The organism is Rhodococcus sp. CH91 (assembly GCF_022554085.1).
Taxonomy (GTDB): domain Bacteria; phylum Actinomycetota; class Actinomycetes; order Mycobacteriales; family Mycobacteriaceae; genus Rhodococcus.
The window spans coordinates 285,418-300,484 of record NZ_JAKFYR010000004.1 but is presented as its reverse complement, the minus strand read 5'-3'; the positions used below and the strand labels follow the sequence as shown (position 1 = coordinate 300,484).

General features: G+C 67.6%; 17 protein-coding genes and 1 tRNA gene. 13 read left to right on the top strand and 5 right to left on the bottom strand.

From position 1 onward, the window contains the following. Positions 1–124: 124 nt before the first annotated feature. Complete coding sequence (locus MOM01_RS10650) at positions 125–1,336, bottom strand: class I SAM-dependent methyltransferase (RefSeq protein ID WP_241385390.1); 1,212 nt, start codon at positions 1,334–1,336, stop codon at positions 125–127. Positions 1,337–1,569: 233 nt separating this feature from the next. On the opposite strand from MOM01_RS10650, the gene MOM01_RS10645 reads away from it, so the two are divergent. From MOM01_RS10645 to MOM01_RS10605, 9 genes are all read left to right on the top strand, one after another. Next, positions 1,570–2,046: a GyrI-like domain-containing protein gene (locus tag MOM01_RS10645; protein ID WP_241385389.1), complete on the top strand. Its 477-nt coding sequence runs from the start codon at positions 1,570–1,572 to the stop codon at positions 2,044–2,046. After that, positions 2,046–2,474, top strand: coding sequence for a hypothetical protein (locus MOM01_RS10640; protein WP_241385388.1), 429 nt, complete (start codon positions 2,046–2,048; stop codon positions 2,472–2,474). Before MOM01_RS10645 ends, MOM01_RS10640 begins: the two co-directional genes overlap by 1 nt. A 210-nt stretch (positions 2,475–2,684) precedes the next feature. Further along, positions 2,685–4,538: a putative bifunctional diguanylate cyclase/phosphodiesterase gene (locus tag MOM01_RS10635; protein ID WP_241385387.1), complete on the top strand. Its 1,854-nt coding sequence runs from the start codon at positions 2,685–2,687 to the stop codon at positions 4,536–4,538. Positions 4,539–4,619: 81 nt separating this feature from the next. After that, complete coding sequence (locus tag MOM01_RS10630) at positions 4,620–5,381, top strand: lytic transglycosylase domain-containing protein (protein WP_241385386.1); 762 nt, start codon at positions 4,620–4,622, stop codon at positions 5,379–5,381. 128 nt (positions 5,382–5,509) lie between these two features. Continuing rightward, positions 5,510–6,796, top strand: a complete 1,287-nt coding sequence (gene eno / locus MOM01_RS10625) for a phosphopyruvate hydratase (RefSeq protein WP_241385385.1) — start codon at positions 5,510–5,512, stop codon at positions 6,794–6,796. A 230-nt stretch (positions 6,797–7,026) separates the two neighbouring features. Continuing rightward, a complete protein-coding gene (locus tag MOM01_RS10620; protein WP_241385384.1) occupies positions 7,027–7,512 on the top strand; it encodes an FtsB family cell division protein in 486 nt (161 codons plus the stop codon). Then, entirely contained in the window at positions 7,509–8,036 is a 528-nt protein-coding gene (locus tag MOM01_RS10615) for a DUF501 domain-containing protein (protein ID WP_241385383.1), read from the top strand. Before MOM01_RS10620 ends, MOM01_RS10615 begins: the two co-directional genes overlap by 4 nt. After that, the gene (locus MOM01_RS10610; RefSeq protein ID WP_241385382.1) at positions 8,033–8,977 is read left to right on the top strand and encodes a Ppx/GppA phosphatase family protein; all 945 of its coding nucleotides are present in this window, start codon (positions 8,033–8,035) and stop codon (positions 8,975–8,977) included. Before MOM01_RS10615 ends, MOM01_RS10610 begins: the two co-directional genes overlap by 4 nt. 269 nt (positions 8,978–9,246) lie before the next feature. Further along, positions 9,247–9,450, top strand: coding sequence for a cold-shock protein (locus tag MOM01_RS10605; protein WP_241385381.1), 204 nt, complete (start codon positions 9,247–9,249; stop codon positions 9,448–9,450). A gap of 122 nt (positions 9,451–9,572) precedes the next feature. Here MOM01_RS10605 and MOM01_RS10600 read toward each other — a convergent pair whose 3' ends face one another. Further along, positions 9,573–10,826, bottom strand: a complete 1,254-nt coding sequence (locus MOM01_RS10600) for a lipase family protein (protein WP_241385380.1) — start codon at positions 10,824–10,826, stop codon at positions 9,573–9,575. A gap of 204 nt (positions 10,827–11,030) precedes the next feature. Between MOM01_RS10600 and MOM01_RS10595 the strand changes: the two genes are divergently transcribed. Beyond that, positions 11,031–11,104 (top strand) — tRNA-Leu (locus MOM01_RS10595). 88 nt (positions 11,105–11,192) lie between these two features. After that, on the top strand, positions 11,193–12,878 hold the full coding sequence (locus tag MOM01_RS10590) for a hypothetical protein (protein WP_241385379.1): 1,686 nt from the start codon (positions 11,193–11,195) through the stop codon (positions 12,876–12,878). Positions 12,879–12,899: 21 nt separating this feature from the next. Here MOM01_RS10590 and MOM01_RS10585 read toward each other — a convergent pair whose 3' ends face one another. Further along, positions 12,900–13,046: a hypothetical protein gene (locus tag MOM01_RS10585; RefSeq protein WP_241385378.1), complete on the bottom strand. Its 147-nt coding sequence runs from the start codon at positions 13,044–13,046 to the stop codon at positions 12,900–12,902. A 224-nt stretch (positions 13,047–13,270) separates the two neighbouring features. Between MOM01_RS10585 and MOM01_RS10580 the strand changes: the two genes are divergently transcribed. Then, on the top strand, positions 13,271–13,465 hold the full coding sequence (locus MOM01_RS10580) for a hypothetical protein (protein ID WP_241385377.1): 195 nt from the start codon (positions 13,271–13,273) through the stop codon (positions 13,463–13,465). Between the two features lie 57 nt (positions 13,466–13,522). Here the strand turns inward: MOM01_RS10580 and MOM01_RS10575 are convergent, their stop codons facing one another. Next, positions 13,523–13,720, bottom strand: a complete 198-nt coding sequence (locus MOM01_RS10575) for a CsbD family protein (protein WP_241385376.1) — start codon at positions 13,718–13,720, stop codon at positions 13,523–13,525. A 126-nt stretch (positions 13,721–13,846) separates the two neighbouring features. On the opposite strand from MOM01_RS10575, the gene MOM01_RS10570 reads away from it, so the two are divergent. Next, positions 13,847–14,023, top strand: a complete 177-nt coding sequence (locus MOM01_RS10570; RefSeq protein WP_241385375.1) for a hypothetical protein — start codon at positions 13,847–13,849, stop codon at positions 14,021–14,023. Positions 14,024–14,038: 15 nt separating this feature from the next. Here the strand turns inward: MOM01_RS10570 and MOM01_RS10565 are convergent, their stop codons facing one another. Then, the gene (locus tag MOM01_RS10565; RefSeq protein ID WP_241385374.1) at positions 14,039–15,061 is read right to left on the bottom strand and encodes a magnesium transporter CorA family protein; all 1,023 of its coding nucleotides are present in this window, start codon (positions 15,059–15,061) and stop codon (positions 14,039–14,041) included. Between the last annotated feature and the right edge of the window lie 6 nt (positions 15,062–15,067).

Below are 15,067 nucleotides of genomic sequence, written 5' to 3'. Positions count from 1 at the left end.
GGTGTCGGAAGGGGTCGCGTCGGGGGAGGCCCCCACGTGGCTGGAAGACATGATGAGTCCGTTCGTGTCGTGGTGCGGGCGGATGGCCGGGGGATGCGCTCGGTGCTCGTTCCTGCTCATGTCGTCACGCTCCCGGTGCGGTGGGTGGGGGAAAGACGAGTCGCCCGCCCCACGAGTCGATGTACTGCAGATGCTCGATGGGATCCGGTGGGTGACTCCAGGGCAGGACCATCACGACATCGGGGTGGTCCTCGTGGAGTTGCTCGGGCGCGCGCACGGGTACACGCGTGCCGGGGGTGTAGGTGCCCTGGCGCAGCGGATCGGTGTCGATCGTGTATCTCATCAGGTCGGGCCGGATGCCGCAGTAGTTGAGGACGGTGCTGTATCCCTCTGCGCCGTAGCCGATCACCGACAGATCGCGGTCGCGGTAGTCGAGGAGGAGTCGGAGAGTGGCGGCGCGGGTCGCTCGGGCGTGGTTCTCGAGGACGGAATAACCGGCCGCGGAATGTATACCGGAATTGCGCTCCTCTGCGAGTGCGTCCTCGACGCGCGGACCCTGCGCGGGTGCGGTCTCCTCGGGGCGGGCCCAGATCCGGAGTGTTCCGCCGGCGGTGTCGACCGGTTCGACGTCGACGACCATCAGGCCGCCCCCGGCGAGCGCGCGCATCGCGGTCAGGACGGTGAAGTACTGGAGCCGGCCGTGGTCGATGCTGTCGAATCGCTTGTCGCGCACCAGATGAAGAGCGTTGTGTATTTCGAGCGAGATCGTGCCGTGGTCGGCTACCAGGGTGCGCAGTCCGCGAACGAAGGAGTGGATGTCCTGGACCTGGGAGAAGATGTGGTCGGCGACGACGAGGTCGGCCGGCCCGTACTCCCGGTAGAGATCCTCGGCGACCGCCTCGTCGAAGAATGCCGTGACGGTGGGTACGCCGAGTCCGCGGGCGGTCGTTCCCGCGCGTGCCGAGGCCTCGACTCCCAGGCAGGGGATGCCGGCTTCGACGGCGTGACGCAGCAGATATCCGTCGTGGCTCGAGACCTGCACGATCTGGGAGTAGGACCCGAGACCGAGGCGGCCGATGGCCCGGTCCAGGAAGTCGCGGGCTTCGGCTCCCCGCTTGCTGCGAGCGACGGGCGGCGGCCGGTCGGCGGGGACGGTGTGGAGAGCGGATTCCGGCACCTGCAGGAGCAGGCAGTCCTCGCACAGGCGCAGATGCAGCGGGTATCCGATTTCGGGCAGATCGAGTTCGTCCGGGCACAGGAACCTCTCGCTCGACGGCAGGACGCCGAGGTCGAGGACGCTGCGCATCCTCGGGGAAGCGCACAGTCGGCAATTCATCGATGAGATCCCCCGGACGTCGTATGGGTGTCGATGGCCTATCGGCTGCATAAGGTATGTAAGAACGATGGAATCATACTTCTAGTCGGCAACTATAGGGTCTAAACAAACTACAAATTTGTTTATTCACGGGTTGGAACGTGTGCGCTGCTGGTTCTAGACTTTTCGGAGTCACAGCTATCGGATTCGAGTCGGGCGTACCGAGGTGACAGGAATCTTCCGGAGGTCGCCCGATGTCGTTCGTCATCGTCCGTCGCGAGCGGACGCTCGTAGCCGGTCTGCCGGTCCGCAGCCCGAAGAGAGCGGTGGGCCGCTTACGGGATCCCGCGCTCGAACGTGCCTGGCACGCTGTCCTCAACGACGAACTCGGTGGTCCTCTGGCGTCCGCGTACACCGACCACGCCGAGGAGATCGGCGCGTACTACACGCAGACGGTCGGCTACGAGTGCACCTCGCTCGACGAGGTCACCGACGGTCATTTCGTCGCGTGGCTGCCTGCCGGCTCCTACGCGAAGTTCAGTTCGACGGGTGATTTCCCCGAAGTGGTGGCGGAGCTGTGGAGTCAGGTCCATGACGCCGAGGAATCCGGCAGCATCGTCCGCTCGTTCGTGGGCGACTTCGAGTTCTATCCCAACGCCTTCCGGATCGATCTCTACGTGTCCGTTCTCGAAACCGACTCCGCTCCCGAAACCGACAAGGCCGGTGCCTGATGCCGTTCGACATCGTCAAGCTGGACGAACACTACGTCGGAGGCCTCGTTCTGCCCGGTGTGGAACCGAACGACGGCGACGACAAGGCCGACCTTCTGATGTTCACCCAGGAACGCGTCCGTGCCCGCGGAGTCCAGGAGGTCCTCGTCCTGTACGTCTGCCATCCGGCGATGGGATGGACGGCGCTCGTGGGGACCCGCTGCGAAGGCCTCGACGACCTGCTACCGGGGGATTCGCTGTTCCGGGTCCCCGCAGGCTTCTTCGCGCACGTCGTCCCCGAGAACGGTGGCGATGCCGCCGACTGCTGGGCCCAGGTGGAGAAGGCGGAGAAGGAACAGCGGATCGAGCGGTCCTATCGAGGTGACATAGCGGTGACGAATCCGCGAGGTACGACCGGTCTGTACATATCGTTGGCGGGGCCGCCGTGAGGCGGCGGGGCGCACCTGCCCGGTGCCCGAGCATGACGGTGTCCGCCTAGGGGGACGGACCCGGCGAGCGAGGGACGAGCGGGAATGGCGACGGAGTACGGCCCGACGACCGCGCACGACGAAGTGCGCGCCGCTCCGTCGTTTTCGGGGGATTCGTCGACGGATCGTCGTGCCCGTCGGCAGTATCGATGCCGTAGGGGGGAGACGGACATGGGGTTGGGGAGTCTCGAAAGTCTCGTCGCGGCGGTGGCGGGGCAACTGATGCCGGTGGATTCGGTGTCGCATCGCGGGGTGACGGAGATCGTGCTGCGCGAACTCGTGGAGTATTTCGACGTCGATGCGGCGTTCCTGAGGTACAACGACCACGACATCCACGCGAGCGTTCTCGTCGCGGAATGGCCACCGCGGTCGTCCGTTCCCGATCCGGATCCACTGGGCGTGGTGTTCTTCGGTAACGCGGCTCCGATCTTCGCGCTCACCGAGAAGATGCGGGAACCGGCGGTCGTCAAGACCGAGTGGACGGGCAGCGGATATGCCGACACGGTCGGCGGCTCGGGAGGTCCCACAGTGTCGGTCGTGGCGGTTCCTCTGATCTCGGGGCAGATCACCACGGGCGCCCTGGGCTTCGTCAAGGCCGGCGACCGCTGCTGGGGCGAGGACGAGATCTACACCCTCACGATGATCGCGGCGATGCTGGCGCAGGTGCAGGCGCGTGTCCGTGCCGAACGCGAACTGCGGGAAGCGGCCTATCACGACGATCTCACCGGCCTGGCCAGCAGACGAGCCCTGCTGGAATATCTCGACAGGCGACTGCAACCCGGGCAACCCGGACCGGTGGCCGCCGTGTTCATCGATCTGGACAGGCTCAAGCCCCTCAACGACTTCCTCGGGCACACCGCGGTGGACACCTTCCTGTGCCGGACCGCGCGGCGCCTGTCGCGGGTGTGCGATCCCGCGGACATGGTCGCGAGGCTCGGTGGTGACGAGTTCGTCGTCGTCTTCGACGGCCCGCTGACGCTCGAGAAGGCGCGCGAACGGGCGGAGGAACTCCGCTGGGTCGTCGGATTGTCCGTACAGCTCGGTAGCCAGGTGGTGGGTCGCGGCGCCAGCCTGGGCGTCGCCGTCGGTGAACCGGGCCGGGTGGAACCGGTGGCGCTGCTCGGCCGGGTCGACGAGGCGATGATGCGGGCCAAGAGCAAGGGCGGAAACGGTGTGGAGGCGTACACCGACGACATGCACGGCGCCAGCGAGCGTCGCACCATCATCGAACTGAGCCTGCGGGACTCGATCGACGACGAGCACCTCACGCTCGAATACCAACCCGAGTTCGATCTGCGCAACGGCCGCATCCTGGGCGTCGAAGCCCTCGTGCGCTGGGATCATCCGGTGCTCGGCCGCCTGCAGCCGGCGGAATTCATCGAGGTGGCCGAAGCGACCAACCTCGCCGGCGAGCTCGGCCGCTGGGTGCTCCGGACCGCCTGTGCACAGCTGGCGGATTGGCAGCGACGGACACCCGGACTCGATCTACGCATGAGCGTCAACGTCTCGCCGGCCCAGCTGGTGAGCATCGAGTTCGTGGACATGGTGGAGGGCATCCTCGAGGAGTTCGGGCTCGGCCACTCGTCGCTGTGCCTGGAGATCACCGAGTACGTGGTGGTGAGCGACCTCGAACGGACCCACGCAACCCTGCGGCAACTGGACAGGCTCGGGGTGTCCTGTGCGATCGACGACTTCGGCACGGGATACAGCTCCCTCGCGCATCTCAAATCGCTTCCCGTCCACGCTCTCAAGATCGACAAGGCGTTCGTACTCAATCTCCAGCGCAGCCCGGGCGACCGCGTCATCGTCGAATCGATCGTCGGCCTGGCCTCCGCGTTCGGGCTCGACGTCATCGCCGAGGGACTCGAATCGGCGGCGGCTGCCCGGACGCTGCTCGGACTCGGCTGCCACCGCGCGCAGGGATTCCTGCTGAGCACACCGAAACCTGCGGCCGAACTCGAGGAGATCCTCCGCCGGAGGCAGATCGATCCGCCCTGCGGGCCCCCCGCCTCCGACGCTCCGTGACCTCTTCGGCCCGGGCACGACCGTGGTGGCGCCTCGCGCTCGTGTCCGGGCCCGGCGGGACCGGCGTGGATCATGGATGTCATGGCGCCCGCTTCCTCCTCCGCCCCGAACGCATTCGCTCGTGTCCTGCTCGGGTCCATGCTCGCTGCAGTACTCGTCGCGGTGGTGATCGCGGTATGGGCACCGGAGGAACCGGAGATCCCGATCCCCGAGGGGGTCCCGCCGGCACCCGGGCCGCCCGTCCCGGCGATCGCCCTCGACGGGCCCGGCCGCACCGCCGATCTCCTGCGCGACTGGGCCGAACCACAGGCGGACCGGCTGGGCATCCCGGTCACGGCTCTCGAGGCCTACGGCAACGCGGCCGCGGTGATCGCCGTCGACGACCCGGGGTGCGGGCTCGCCTGGACCACGCTCGCCGGTATCGGCAGCGTCGAGAGCCGCCACGGACAGCACGCAGGAGCGACCCTCGCACCCGATGGCACCGCGAACCCTCCGATCCGAGGCATCCCCCTGGACGGCCGTCCCGGGGTTGCCGAGATCCGCGACACCGACGGTGGCCGCCTCGACGGCGACCCCGTCCTCGACCGGGCGATGGGTCCCATGCAGTTCATCCCCGAGACGTGGAGCCGGTGGGGAGTCGACGCCAACGGGGACGGCATCGCCGATCCCGACAACATCGACGACGCCGCGCTCGGCGCGGCTCGCTATCTGTGCGACCGAGGGGGCGATCTGACCGGCGCGGAAGGGTGGACGCGTGCCCTCATGGCGTACAACCGGTCGACCGAGTACATGATGCTCGTGCGCGACCGCGCTTCCGCCTACGGTGTAGGGGTACGCCCCTGATCGCGCCTGCTCCGGAGCCGGGAGATCGCCACAGGCGCGCCTGTGCCTCACGTGCAGGTCGTGCCCGTTAGGCTGTCCCCAGCGTGCAGACACCGCAGCGTGACAGTCCATCGAAGGAGAATCAGCCAGTGGCCATCATTGAGCAGGTAGGAGCCCGCGAGATCCTCGACTCCCGTGGCAACCCCACGGTCGAGGTCGAGGTGCTGCTCGAGGACGGAAGTTTCGCCCGCGCTGCAGTGCCGTCGGGTGCCTCCACCGGCGAGCACGAGGCCGTCGAGCTGCGTGACGGCGGCGAGCGGTACCTCGGCAAGGGCGTCGAGAAGGCCGTCGAGGCGGTCCTCGCCGAGATCGGGCCGGCCATCATCGGCCTCGACGCCACCGAACAGCGCACCGTCGACCAGGCGCTTCTCGACGCCGACGGCACCCCCGACAAGGGCCGTCTCGGCGCGAACGCTCTCCTCGGCGCGTCGCTCGCCGTCGCGAAGGCCGGCGCGGAGTCGTCCGGACTCGAGCTCTTCCGCTACATCGGCGGACCGAACGCTCACATCCTCCCGGTCCCGATGATGAACATCCTCAACGGTGGCGCCCACGCCGACACGGGTGTCGATGTGCAGGAGTTCATGGTCGCGCCGATCGGAGCCCCGACCTTCAAGGAATCCCTCCGCTGGGGTGCCGAGGTCTACCACTCCCTCAAGTCCGTGCTCAAGAGCAAGGGCCTGGCCACCGGTCTCGGCGACGAGGGCGGCTTCGCCCCCGACGTCGCCGGCACGAAGCAGGCTCTCGATCTCATCAGCGAGGCCATCGGCAAGACCGGCCTGAAGCTGGGCAGCGACATCGCGCTGGCCCTCGACGTCGCCGCCACCGAGTTCTACACCGAGGGCACCGGCTACGCGTTCGAAGGCAAGAACCGCACCGCTGACGAGCTCGCCGACTTCTACGAGGAGCTTCTCGCCGCCTACCCGCTCGTCTCCGTCGAGGACCCCCTCAGCGAGGACGACTGGGAGGGCTGGGTCGCCCTCACCGAGCGGCTCGGCAACCAGCTGCAGCTCGTCGGCGACGACCTGTTCGTCACCAACCCCGAGCGTCTCGAGGACGGCATCGTCCGGGGTGCCGCGAATGCGCTGCTCGTGAAGGTCAACCAGATCGGCACCCTCACCGAGACGCTCGACGCGGTCGACCTCGCGCACCGCAACGGCTACAAGACGATGATGAGCCACCGGTCCGGCGAGACCGAGGACACCACCATCGCCGACCTCGCCGTCGCCGTCGGCAGCGGCCAGATCAAGACCGGTGCACCCGCTCGCTCGGAGCGCGTGGCCAAGTACAACCAGCTGCTGCGCATCGAGGAGTCCCTCGGTGACGTCGCTCGCTACGCCGGCGAGCTCGCCTTCCCGCGGTTCGCCGTCGAGGGCTGACCACCGGCATGAGTCAGCGCGGTAGATCCCGTCCCGGCGCCAGGCGGACCCGCATCGAGAATGCGGCCGCCGCTCGGCGTCCCGGTCGGGTCCGGCCCACGGGATCTACCGCCCCGGCCGAGCACTCGGCCGACAATGCGGGCGCGCGTCCCGCCCGGCGTGAGGACCCCGTCCACTCGTCCCCGGGCCGTGGACGGCCGGGGGGATCGGGGCGCGCCCGTCCCACCCGGGTGGGTGCCTCCCGCGATTCCCGCCGTAACCGCACCGAACGCACCGTCCTCGGTCTGTCCACCGGACGCGCCGTGGTCCTCGCGCTCGTCGTGTGCGGTCTCGCCCTCACCCTCGCGGTGCCGCTGCGCACCTATGTGAGCCAGCGTTCCGAAGCCGAACAGCTCGCGGCCGAACGCGTGCAGCTCGAACAGGAGATCGCGGCGCTCGAGGAGCAGAAGGCCCGGATGGAGGACCCCGCCTGGGTCCGCGCCCAGGCCCGTGAGCGACTGCGCTTCGTCGTCCCCGGCGACATTCCCTACCAGGTCCAGCTCCCCGGCGACGGTCCCCCCGAACGCGAAGAAGTCGAACCCGAGCGGCCGACGACCGGTGCCTGGTACAGCGACCTGTGGTTGTCGGTGTCCGAACCGGCGGCCGAACCAGAGCCCGAACCCGTGCCGCAGCAGATGCCTGTGGTGCCCCCAGAACCAGGAGATGTTCCCGGGTGACCGATCCAGTCACGCAAGAAGACCTCGACGCCGTCGCCGCCCAGCTCGGGCGCGAACCACGCGGAGTCCTGGCCATCGCCTACCGTTGCCCCGACGGTGCACCCGGAGTGGTGAAGACCGCGCCCAAGCTGCCCGACGGCACCCCCTTCCCGACGCTCTACTACCTGACCGACCCCCGCCTCACGGCCGAGGCGAGCCGGCAGGAATCCGCGGGTGTCATGAAGGAGATGACCGACCGTCTCGGCACCGATTCCGAACTCGCCGCGGCCTACCTGCGGGCCCATGAGTCGTATCTCGCCGAACGCGACGCGATCGAATCCCTCGGTACCGATTTCACCGGTGGCGGCATGCCCGAGCGCGTCAAGTGCCTGCACGTGCTGATCGCGCACTCGCTGGCCAAGGGGCCCGGTGTCAACCCTCTCGGCGACGAATCCGTCGCTCTCGCAGCCGATGCCGGTCTGCGCGGCACCGCGGTTCCCGCAGACTGGCCCACCTACGCGGAACTGCGCGGAGAAGAGCAGTGAGAGTCGCGGCAGTCGACTGCGGTACCAATTCGATCCGTCTGCTGATCGCCGACGTGGGAGACGACGGCACGCTCACCGACGTCACCCGGCTCATGAAGGTCGTGCGGCTCGGTCAGGGTGTGGACGCCACCGGACGACTCGCCCCGGAAGCGATCGAACGCACGCGGGTCGCGCTGGTGGAGTACGCCGATCTGATCCGCGAGACCGGAGCCACCGCGGTCCGCATGGTGGCCACCTCGGCGACCCGCGACGCGAGCAACCGCGAGGATTTCTTCTCGATGACCCGCGAGGTGCTCGGAGCGGTGATCCCCGGCGCCGAGGCCGAGGTCATCACCGGCGACGAGGAAGCGCGTCTGTCCTTCGCCGGCGCGGTCGGTGAACTCGACTCCGCCCGTGGGCCGTTCGTCGTCGTCGACCTCGGAGGCGGATCCACCGAAGTGGTGGTCGGCGATGCCACCGGAGTGCACGCGGCCTATTCGACGGACATCGGGTGTGTGCGCCTGACCGAGCGGTGCCTGCACGACGATCCGCCCACCGGCGAGCAGGTCGCGCAGGCCCGGCAGGTCGCGGGAGAGAAGATCGGCGAGGCGCTCGAGCGGGTGCCGGTCGAGCAGGCCCGCACCTGGGTGGGCGTCGCCGGCACGATGACCACTCTCGCCGCCCTCGCTCTCGAACTCGACGAATACGACTCGGAGAAGATCCATCTGTCGTCGGTGCCCTTCGATCGTCTGCGTGAGGTGTGCGACGGACTCGTCTCCGCGACCCGCGAGAGGCGTGCTGCGCTCGGCCCCATGCATCCGGGCCGCGTCGACGTCATCGGCGGCGGTGCCATCGTCACCACCGTCCTCGCCGACGAACTCGAACGCCGCGCGGGCATCACGGAACTCGTCGTGAGCGAACACGACATCCTCGACGGAATCGCCATGTCGGTCGCACGCTAGTTTCCGGATCCGTGTGGTGTCGACCCCGGATTCCGGGGCTCGATCCACACGGATCCCGAGCGCGCGCGGCTCCGGGCGGTGCGGGGGAGACTTCTCGGCGAATGTGTGGTTGACTGTGTCCCGGTCGTAGTTTTTGTTCGCGTCTTGCCACGCTCGCAAATCCTGATTGCGAGCGGATGGTTCTCCTTTCGGAAGTCACCGCATGTGATGACGGCCTGGCTCTGCCGAACTTTCGGCGGAGTTCCGGTACATGACAGAAGGAGACAGACATGGCTGAGGGCATCGTGAAATGGTTCAACTCCGACAAGGGTTTCGGTTTCATCGCCCCCGAGGACGGCAGCGCTGACGTGTTCGCGCACTTCTCGGAGATCCAGTCCGGCGGCTACCGCAGCCTCGAGGAGAACCAGCGTGTGAAGTTCGAGATCGGCCAGGGCGCCAAGGGCCCCCAGGCCACCGGAATCACCGTGATCTGATTCGATCTCCCGTCCCCTCAGGGGATTCGAGACATGCATCGGGCCCGCCTCGCCACGTCGAGGCGGGCCCGATGCATGTCTCGAGCAGGTCGTTCAGCGGTCCTGTACCGCCCGAGCGCCGGTCATGACGTCCGGCAGTTCGACGACGGTGCCAGCCCGGCGAACCTGCCGTCGAGAAAGTCCAGTGCGCCGGGAAGACCGATCACCGCGGCGGTGATGTGATCCGCATCCGGAGTCGGTTCGGTCTGCACGGACACACCCGCCTCGCAGTATCTACGCAGAGTCGTGGTGATCGACTGGAGTGGAATCAGTCCATCGGTCGGTGAATGCCATTCGTAGACCGGGGCGTTCGGTACCGCCGCAATCTTCTCGACGCTGTTCTCGTCCAGCACCGCTCTCACGGGTGGACTGTCGAGCAGGGTCATGCCCACCTCGGGGTCGGCGACGTCGGCAATGCTCCTTCCTGCGCCGGCGAGCAGGATCTCGTTGGTGCACGCGTTCGCGATCCGGTCGCGCAGTTCCCGGCCCGAAGCGTTGAGCTGATCGGTGATCGGCATGCGATCCGGGTACTCACGCTCGAGCCCGAGGGCGGCCGCCATAGCCAATCCGAAGGCGGGATGGGCCGATTCGCCGAGGGCCTCCGCCATCTTGCCGATATCCATGGGGACCCCGCCGTAGGCGCTGCCCACGATCGGGATCTCCGGTGCGTAGGACGGGGCCAGTGCGGCAGCCATCGCCGTCGCCATTCCACCACCGGAATAACCGGCGATCCCCACCGGGCTGTCGGAGAGCCCGAGCGGGGCGTGTCGCTGAGCGGCCCGGATGCCGTCGAGGGTGATCTGCCCGCCCACCTTCGCGGCGCCGTATGCGCTGTTCGGTCCGAGATGATCGGGGATCGCCAGCGACCAGCCGCGCTGGATCGCGACGAGCAGGCCCGGTGATTCCCGGATGCCGCGGAGCGGGTTCTCCGCGTACAGCGCGGTGGACGGCGCGCATTCGAGCCCGAGAGCGTTGATGATCGCCTGATACGAGACGAGCGGACGGCCCGGTGCCCCGCCCTGCGGCGACAGCACGGTCGTCACGGCGGAGATCGGCTCACCGGCGGAGTTCGTCGACCGGAATTTCAACTGCACCGCGTCGGTGCCGGGGAAGCCCAGCGGGGGCGGCACAGCACGCACGGCGAGGATATCGCCGGGCTGCCGATCGGCGATGTCTGCCGGTGTGCCGTAGAAGGAATCGTGCAGGGCTGCGGGGTAGACGATGCTCTCCGCATGCGCGGCAGACGTCGTCGCCAGGGCCGGTATCGCTGCGAGCGTCGCCACTGCTGTCGCGATGCCGAGTCGCCGGGTCCGGCACCACGCGGTCGTGAAACGCATCCATCGTCCTTCTCGTCGTGACGGCTGTCCGTTTTGTACACCTCGCGCAGATGTCTACCCTGTCGCGCGGGGCGTGACAACACACGAATCCGGTCGCATCACGCGGCGTGGTGCCGGCAGGTGCAGCGCACCGCCCGTCGCGAGGGGCCACGCTCGCGACCCGGCGCTGTCCCACCCGGATTCGCGCGCTAATGTGATGCCCACGCCCCTATAGCCCAATTGGCAGAGGCAGCGGACTTAAAATCCGCCGAGTGTGGGTTCGAGTCCCACTGGGGGCACTCACTTCCGGTCCCGTATTTCGGACGTTTCTGTGGATCCGGCCCCGCTGGGCGGTGTTCAATACACCGAAACCGATCGGGGGATGCGATGCGCGTGATGGTGGGGGCCGCGGTGGTCGTGGTGGTGGGAAGTGTGCTGACGGCATCGGCGGTGTCGGCGCAACCGGCCGGACGCACCGAGATGCCGTACGTGTCGTCGGCGCCGCTGGCCGGTGAGGTGCTCGGATCGGTGGTGTCCGTTCCCGCCCCGCTACCGCCGGAGGCCGGCCCACGTCCACCGGCCTGTGATCGGTTGTCGTATCTGCGGTGGCGATCGGCGGACGGGCCGGAGCATTCCGCCGACGCCGACCGGATCCTCGTCGCCCAGCCCGGCATCTTCGAGGGGGCGGGCGCGTTCGAGAGCGTCGCGCGCAACACCGTCGCTGCTGCCGCGACGCGCGGTTCCCGCATCGAGTTCTGGGCGCTGGACCGGCGATCGAACTGCCTCGAGGATCACACCGGTACCCGGGCCGCCCTGCGGACCGGTTCGCTCGACACCGCGACCGACTACTACTTCCACGGTGCCGAGGTCGACGGGCAGCGGTTCGGCGGTCACGCGACCGGCCCCGACGTCGCGTGGCTCGCCTCCGTCGGACTGGAACAGACACTGCGCGATCAGTACGACCTGCTACGTCACGAACTTCCGGACCCGGCACTGCGGAAACAGAAAGTGTTGTGCGGCGGGCATTCTCTCGGTGGTTTCGTCACCGGCTACTTCGCGGAGTGGGATTTCGACGGAAATCCGGCGACCACCGACGACGCCGGCTACAACCAGTGCGGTGGGTACTTCGCGCTCGACACGGTGATCAGAGCCGGAGCGCCGTTCCCCGGCCGGGGCGCGCTCCCGGATCTGCCCGACACGGTGTCCGCTCCGCTCGATGCGTTGTCCGGTTCGATCTCCACGGTGTCGCCTGTGCTCGCGCTCCCCGCGGTCATCAACCCCGAGACGACGAATCTGCTGGCACTCACCGGTCTCGCGGCGCGGCTCGACCCGGACGGCATCGACGGCATCGTCCCGCGCATGCCGGACAACCCGAACGTCGATTGGACGTTGCGGACGCTGCTGGCGAGGGATTACGCGATGTTCGCGACCGGTGAGCCGGACGTGCGGACGCTGAACGCCACCAACGAGGCCGTTCTCGGGGCGATCCTCGACGACAATTCGCAACCGCTGGGATTCCTGCAGGCGAGCGTCGGCTTCATCACGGGGGCTCCCGTGCGCGACAAGCTGTTTCCTGTTCCCAGCACCCCGGAGGTGCTCGGTTCGGGGATGTTCGGCGACGCACCCAAGGCGTCGCCGGAAGTCTTCGCCGATCCGGCGGTCGTCTACCGCTGGCTCGACTACGACGAGGTGGGCACGGCGGCGTCGTCACCCGACGAGGCGCGGTACACCGATCGGGGGAGCGAGGTGACCTCGATCGCGGAGCTGGCGCGGAATCTGTCGGAGCCGCCACTGGATTTCACCGAGTGGTACTTCCCGTCGAAGCTGCCGTTCGACCTCGCGTCCGCAACCCGTTTCGAGGGGCATCTCCACCGCGACGGCGTCACCCGGAATCCCGTCGTGACACTGCTCGCGGGAGGTGGGATCACGGTTCCGGAGACGAATCATCCGAACGAACGCAGGGTGACGCTTCCGGGCTACAACCACATCGACGTGCTCACCGCATCGGCGGTTCAGAACGACGGGCGACCCGAGCAGGTGTCCCAGGCGCTGGCCGACTTCGCAGTCGGCTGATCCCGGTGCCGGTCGTCCGGATCAGGCGCCGCGGGCCGAGAAGATGGAGGTGTAGTCGTGGGGACCGGTGTTCTCGGCGACGACGGCGACGGGTTCGCGCTCGATCTCTGCCTCGGGGCTCGTGGGGGCGAGGAAGATGGGACCGTCGAATTCTTTGTTCTGGCTCATGGCCGTCCTTTCGGGTGCGGTCGGGTAGACCCCGACCATCGAGGGCAGTGCGAAGAAGAGGGGCCGCGGTACACGCGGCGAGAAGACTCTCACGTTCGGCTCGTAACCTTCGGGCACTGTCGGTGCGAGGTAGCTCACGGAGTGCGAGCCGAGCGTTGGTCCCACCCTACACCAGAGCGCTCCGGCAACGTTTGATCGGCGAGTCGGACGGGAAGCCCCACGTCATGGCTACCTATCGAGTGATCGACCCCACCGGTAACGTCGTGGACACCAAGGAAATCGAGAGTGCGGACGACGCGCACGCCTGGTTCGTCGACCAGCGCGCGGACAACAGCGAACTCGGTTGGCGCATGGAGGCGCAGAACGAGCAGGACGGCACCTGGCACTTCTTCGACGACACCGAGGGCACCACGCAGTAGGGCATCCACACACGCGCGGTGCCGGTAGTCGTGACTACCGGCACCGCGTGGGTCGGACTACTTCTTGAAGGCGTTCTTGACGTCGTCCACGGCGTCCGAAACCTTGTCGCCGGCCTGCTTCAGACCGCTCGAGGCCTGATCGCCCCGGCCTTCGGCTTCGAGATCACGGTCGCCGGTCGCCTGACCGGTGTTCTCCTTGATCTTGCCGCCTGCTTCTTCTGCCTTGTGCTTTGCCTTGTCGACGAAGTCGGCCATCGGTCCTCCTCTGTCATCGAACGTTCTCGGTCGTCGAACGTTGCCTGAACGGAGTACCCGCCCCGAACCGAGCGAAAACGACCACGGCGTGCCAGACTGCGAAAACAGAGAGCCAGGAGGAGATCGATGTCGCATCCCACCAGCCCCGGCCCCGAGGACGACGATCCGATCGGCGACGCTCCCGACGCCGATCCCGAACTCGTACGTGACGGCTCGGTGCAGCGCCGACGATCCGCCGGCGGGGTGATCGTCGCGATACTGGCGGTCGTCCTGGTTCTGGTGCTGCTCGTCGTCCTGCTCTGAGCGCCCGGTGCGAAGTCAGAGCCAGTCGCGTCGTTTGAACTGGACGTACAGCACGATCGCCGAGACGGCGATGATCACGGCCCCGGTCACCATGCCCCAGACCTGACCGAAACCCGGATAGGGCACGTTCATGCCGTACCACCCGGTGATGGCGGTGGGCACCGCGATGATCGCCGCCCATCCGGTCAGCTTCTTCATCACGATGTTCAGGTGGGAGTCCTGCAAGGACAGATTCGTCTCGAAGATGGAATCGACCATGTCGCGGAGCGAATCGGTCCATTCCGCCGCTCGCATCACGTGGTCGTAGAGGTCGTTGTACCAGCTGTCGAGTTCGGGGTGGCGGTTCTGTTCGGCGCGGGTCCGGGCCACGGCGTTGACGATCTCCCGCATCGGGAGCACGACGCGCCGCAACTGCACGAGTTCCTTCCGGAGGCGGTAGACCCGGCGCTGGATCATCCGTGTGGAGACCTGGTCGTCGAACAGGTAGTCCTCGACCCCTTCCGCCGCATCGTCGAGTATCTGGATCGTCTCGAACTGTCCGTCGACGACGGTGTCCAGCAGCCCGTGCACCAGTGCTCCGGGACCGTACTGCAGCAGATCCGAGTGCTCGTCCCAGCGACGTACCACTTCGTCGATGTCGTGGGGGGTTCCCCGTCGCACCGTGACGACACCGCGAGGCAGGACGAACGCCGAGATTCTCGTGGTGCGCAAGCGGGATTCGTGGCCCCGCTCGATGTCGTCGTCCCCGTCCCAGGACAGGTGGGTGGCGTACACCGTGAGGAAGGTGTGGGTGGAGTATCGGGTCGCCTTCGTCCGTTCACCCTGAGCAAGGGAGTCCTCGACCGCGAGCGGATCGAGATTCCATTCGCCGGCGAGTTCGAGCAGATGTGCTTGCTCGGGGTTCCACAGGTCCACCCACACCAGGGAGTCCTCGTCGGCGAGATATCCCGCGACGTCGGAGAGCGGAAAGCCGTCGTCGACGAGTTTGCCGTCGGTCCATCGCCGGGTCCGGATGGGAATTTCCTCGAGGTCCGTCACGCCGCG

Bases quoted from the DNA above. Each gene is read 5' to 3' on its own strand.
- MOM01_RS10640 (WP_241385388.1), top strand. From the start codon at position 2,046: ATGCCGTTCGACATCGTCAAGCTGGACGAACACTACGTCGGAGGCCTC.
- MOM01_RS10580 (WP_241385377.1), top strand. From the start codon at position 13,271: ATGGCTACCTATCGAGTGATCGACCCCACCGGTAACGTCGTGGACACC.
- MOM01_RS10605 (WP_241385381.1), top strand. From the start codon at position 9,247: ATGGCTGAGGGCATCGTGAAATGGTTCAACTCCGACAAGGGTTTCGGT.
- MOM01_RS10585 (WP_241385378.1), bottom strand. From the start codon at position 13,046: ATGAGCCAGAACAAAGAATTCGACGGTCCCATCTTCCTCGCCCCCACG.
- MOM01_RS10570 (WP_241385375.1), top strand. From the start codon at position 13,847: ATGTCGCATCCCACCAGCCCCGGCCCCGAGGACGACGATCCGATCGGC.
- MOM01_RS10630 (WP_241385386.1), top strand. From the start codon at position 4,620: ATGGCGCCCGCTTCCTCCTCCGCCCCGAACGCATTCGCTCGTGTCCTG.
- MOM01_RS10590 (WP_241385379.1), top strand. From the start codon at position 11,193: ATGCGCGTGATGGTGGGGGCCGCGGTGGTCGTGGTGGTGGGAAGTGTG.
- MOM01_RS10650 (WP_241385390.1), bottom strand. From the start codon at position 1,336: ATGAATTGCCGACTGTGCGCTTCCCCGAGGATGCGCAGCGTCCTCGAC.
- MOM01_RS10575 (WP_241385376.1), bottom strand. From the start codon at position 13,720: ATGGCCGACTTCGTCGACAAGGCAAAGCACAAGGCAGAAGAAGCAGGC.
- MOM01_RS10635 (WP_241385387.1), top strand. From the start codon at position 2,685: ATGGGGTTGGGGAGTCTCGAAAGTCTCGTCGCGGCGGTGGCGGGGCAA.
- MOM01_RS10645 (WP_241385389.1), top strand. From the start codon at position 1,570: ATGTCGTTCGTCATCGTCCGTCGCGAGCGGACGCTCGTAGCCGGTCTG.
- MOM01_RS10600 (WP_241385380.1), bottom strand. From the start codon at position 10,826: ATGCGTTTCACGACCGCGTGGTGCCGGACCCGGCGACTCGGCATCGCG.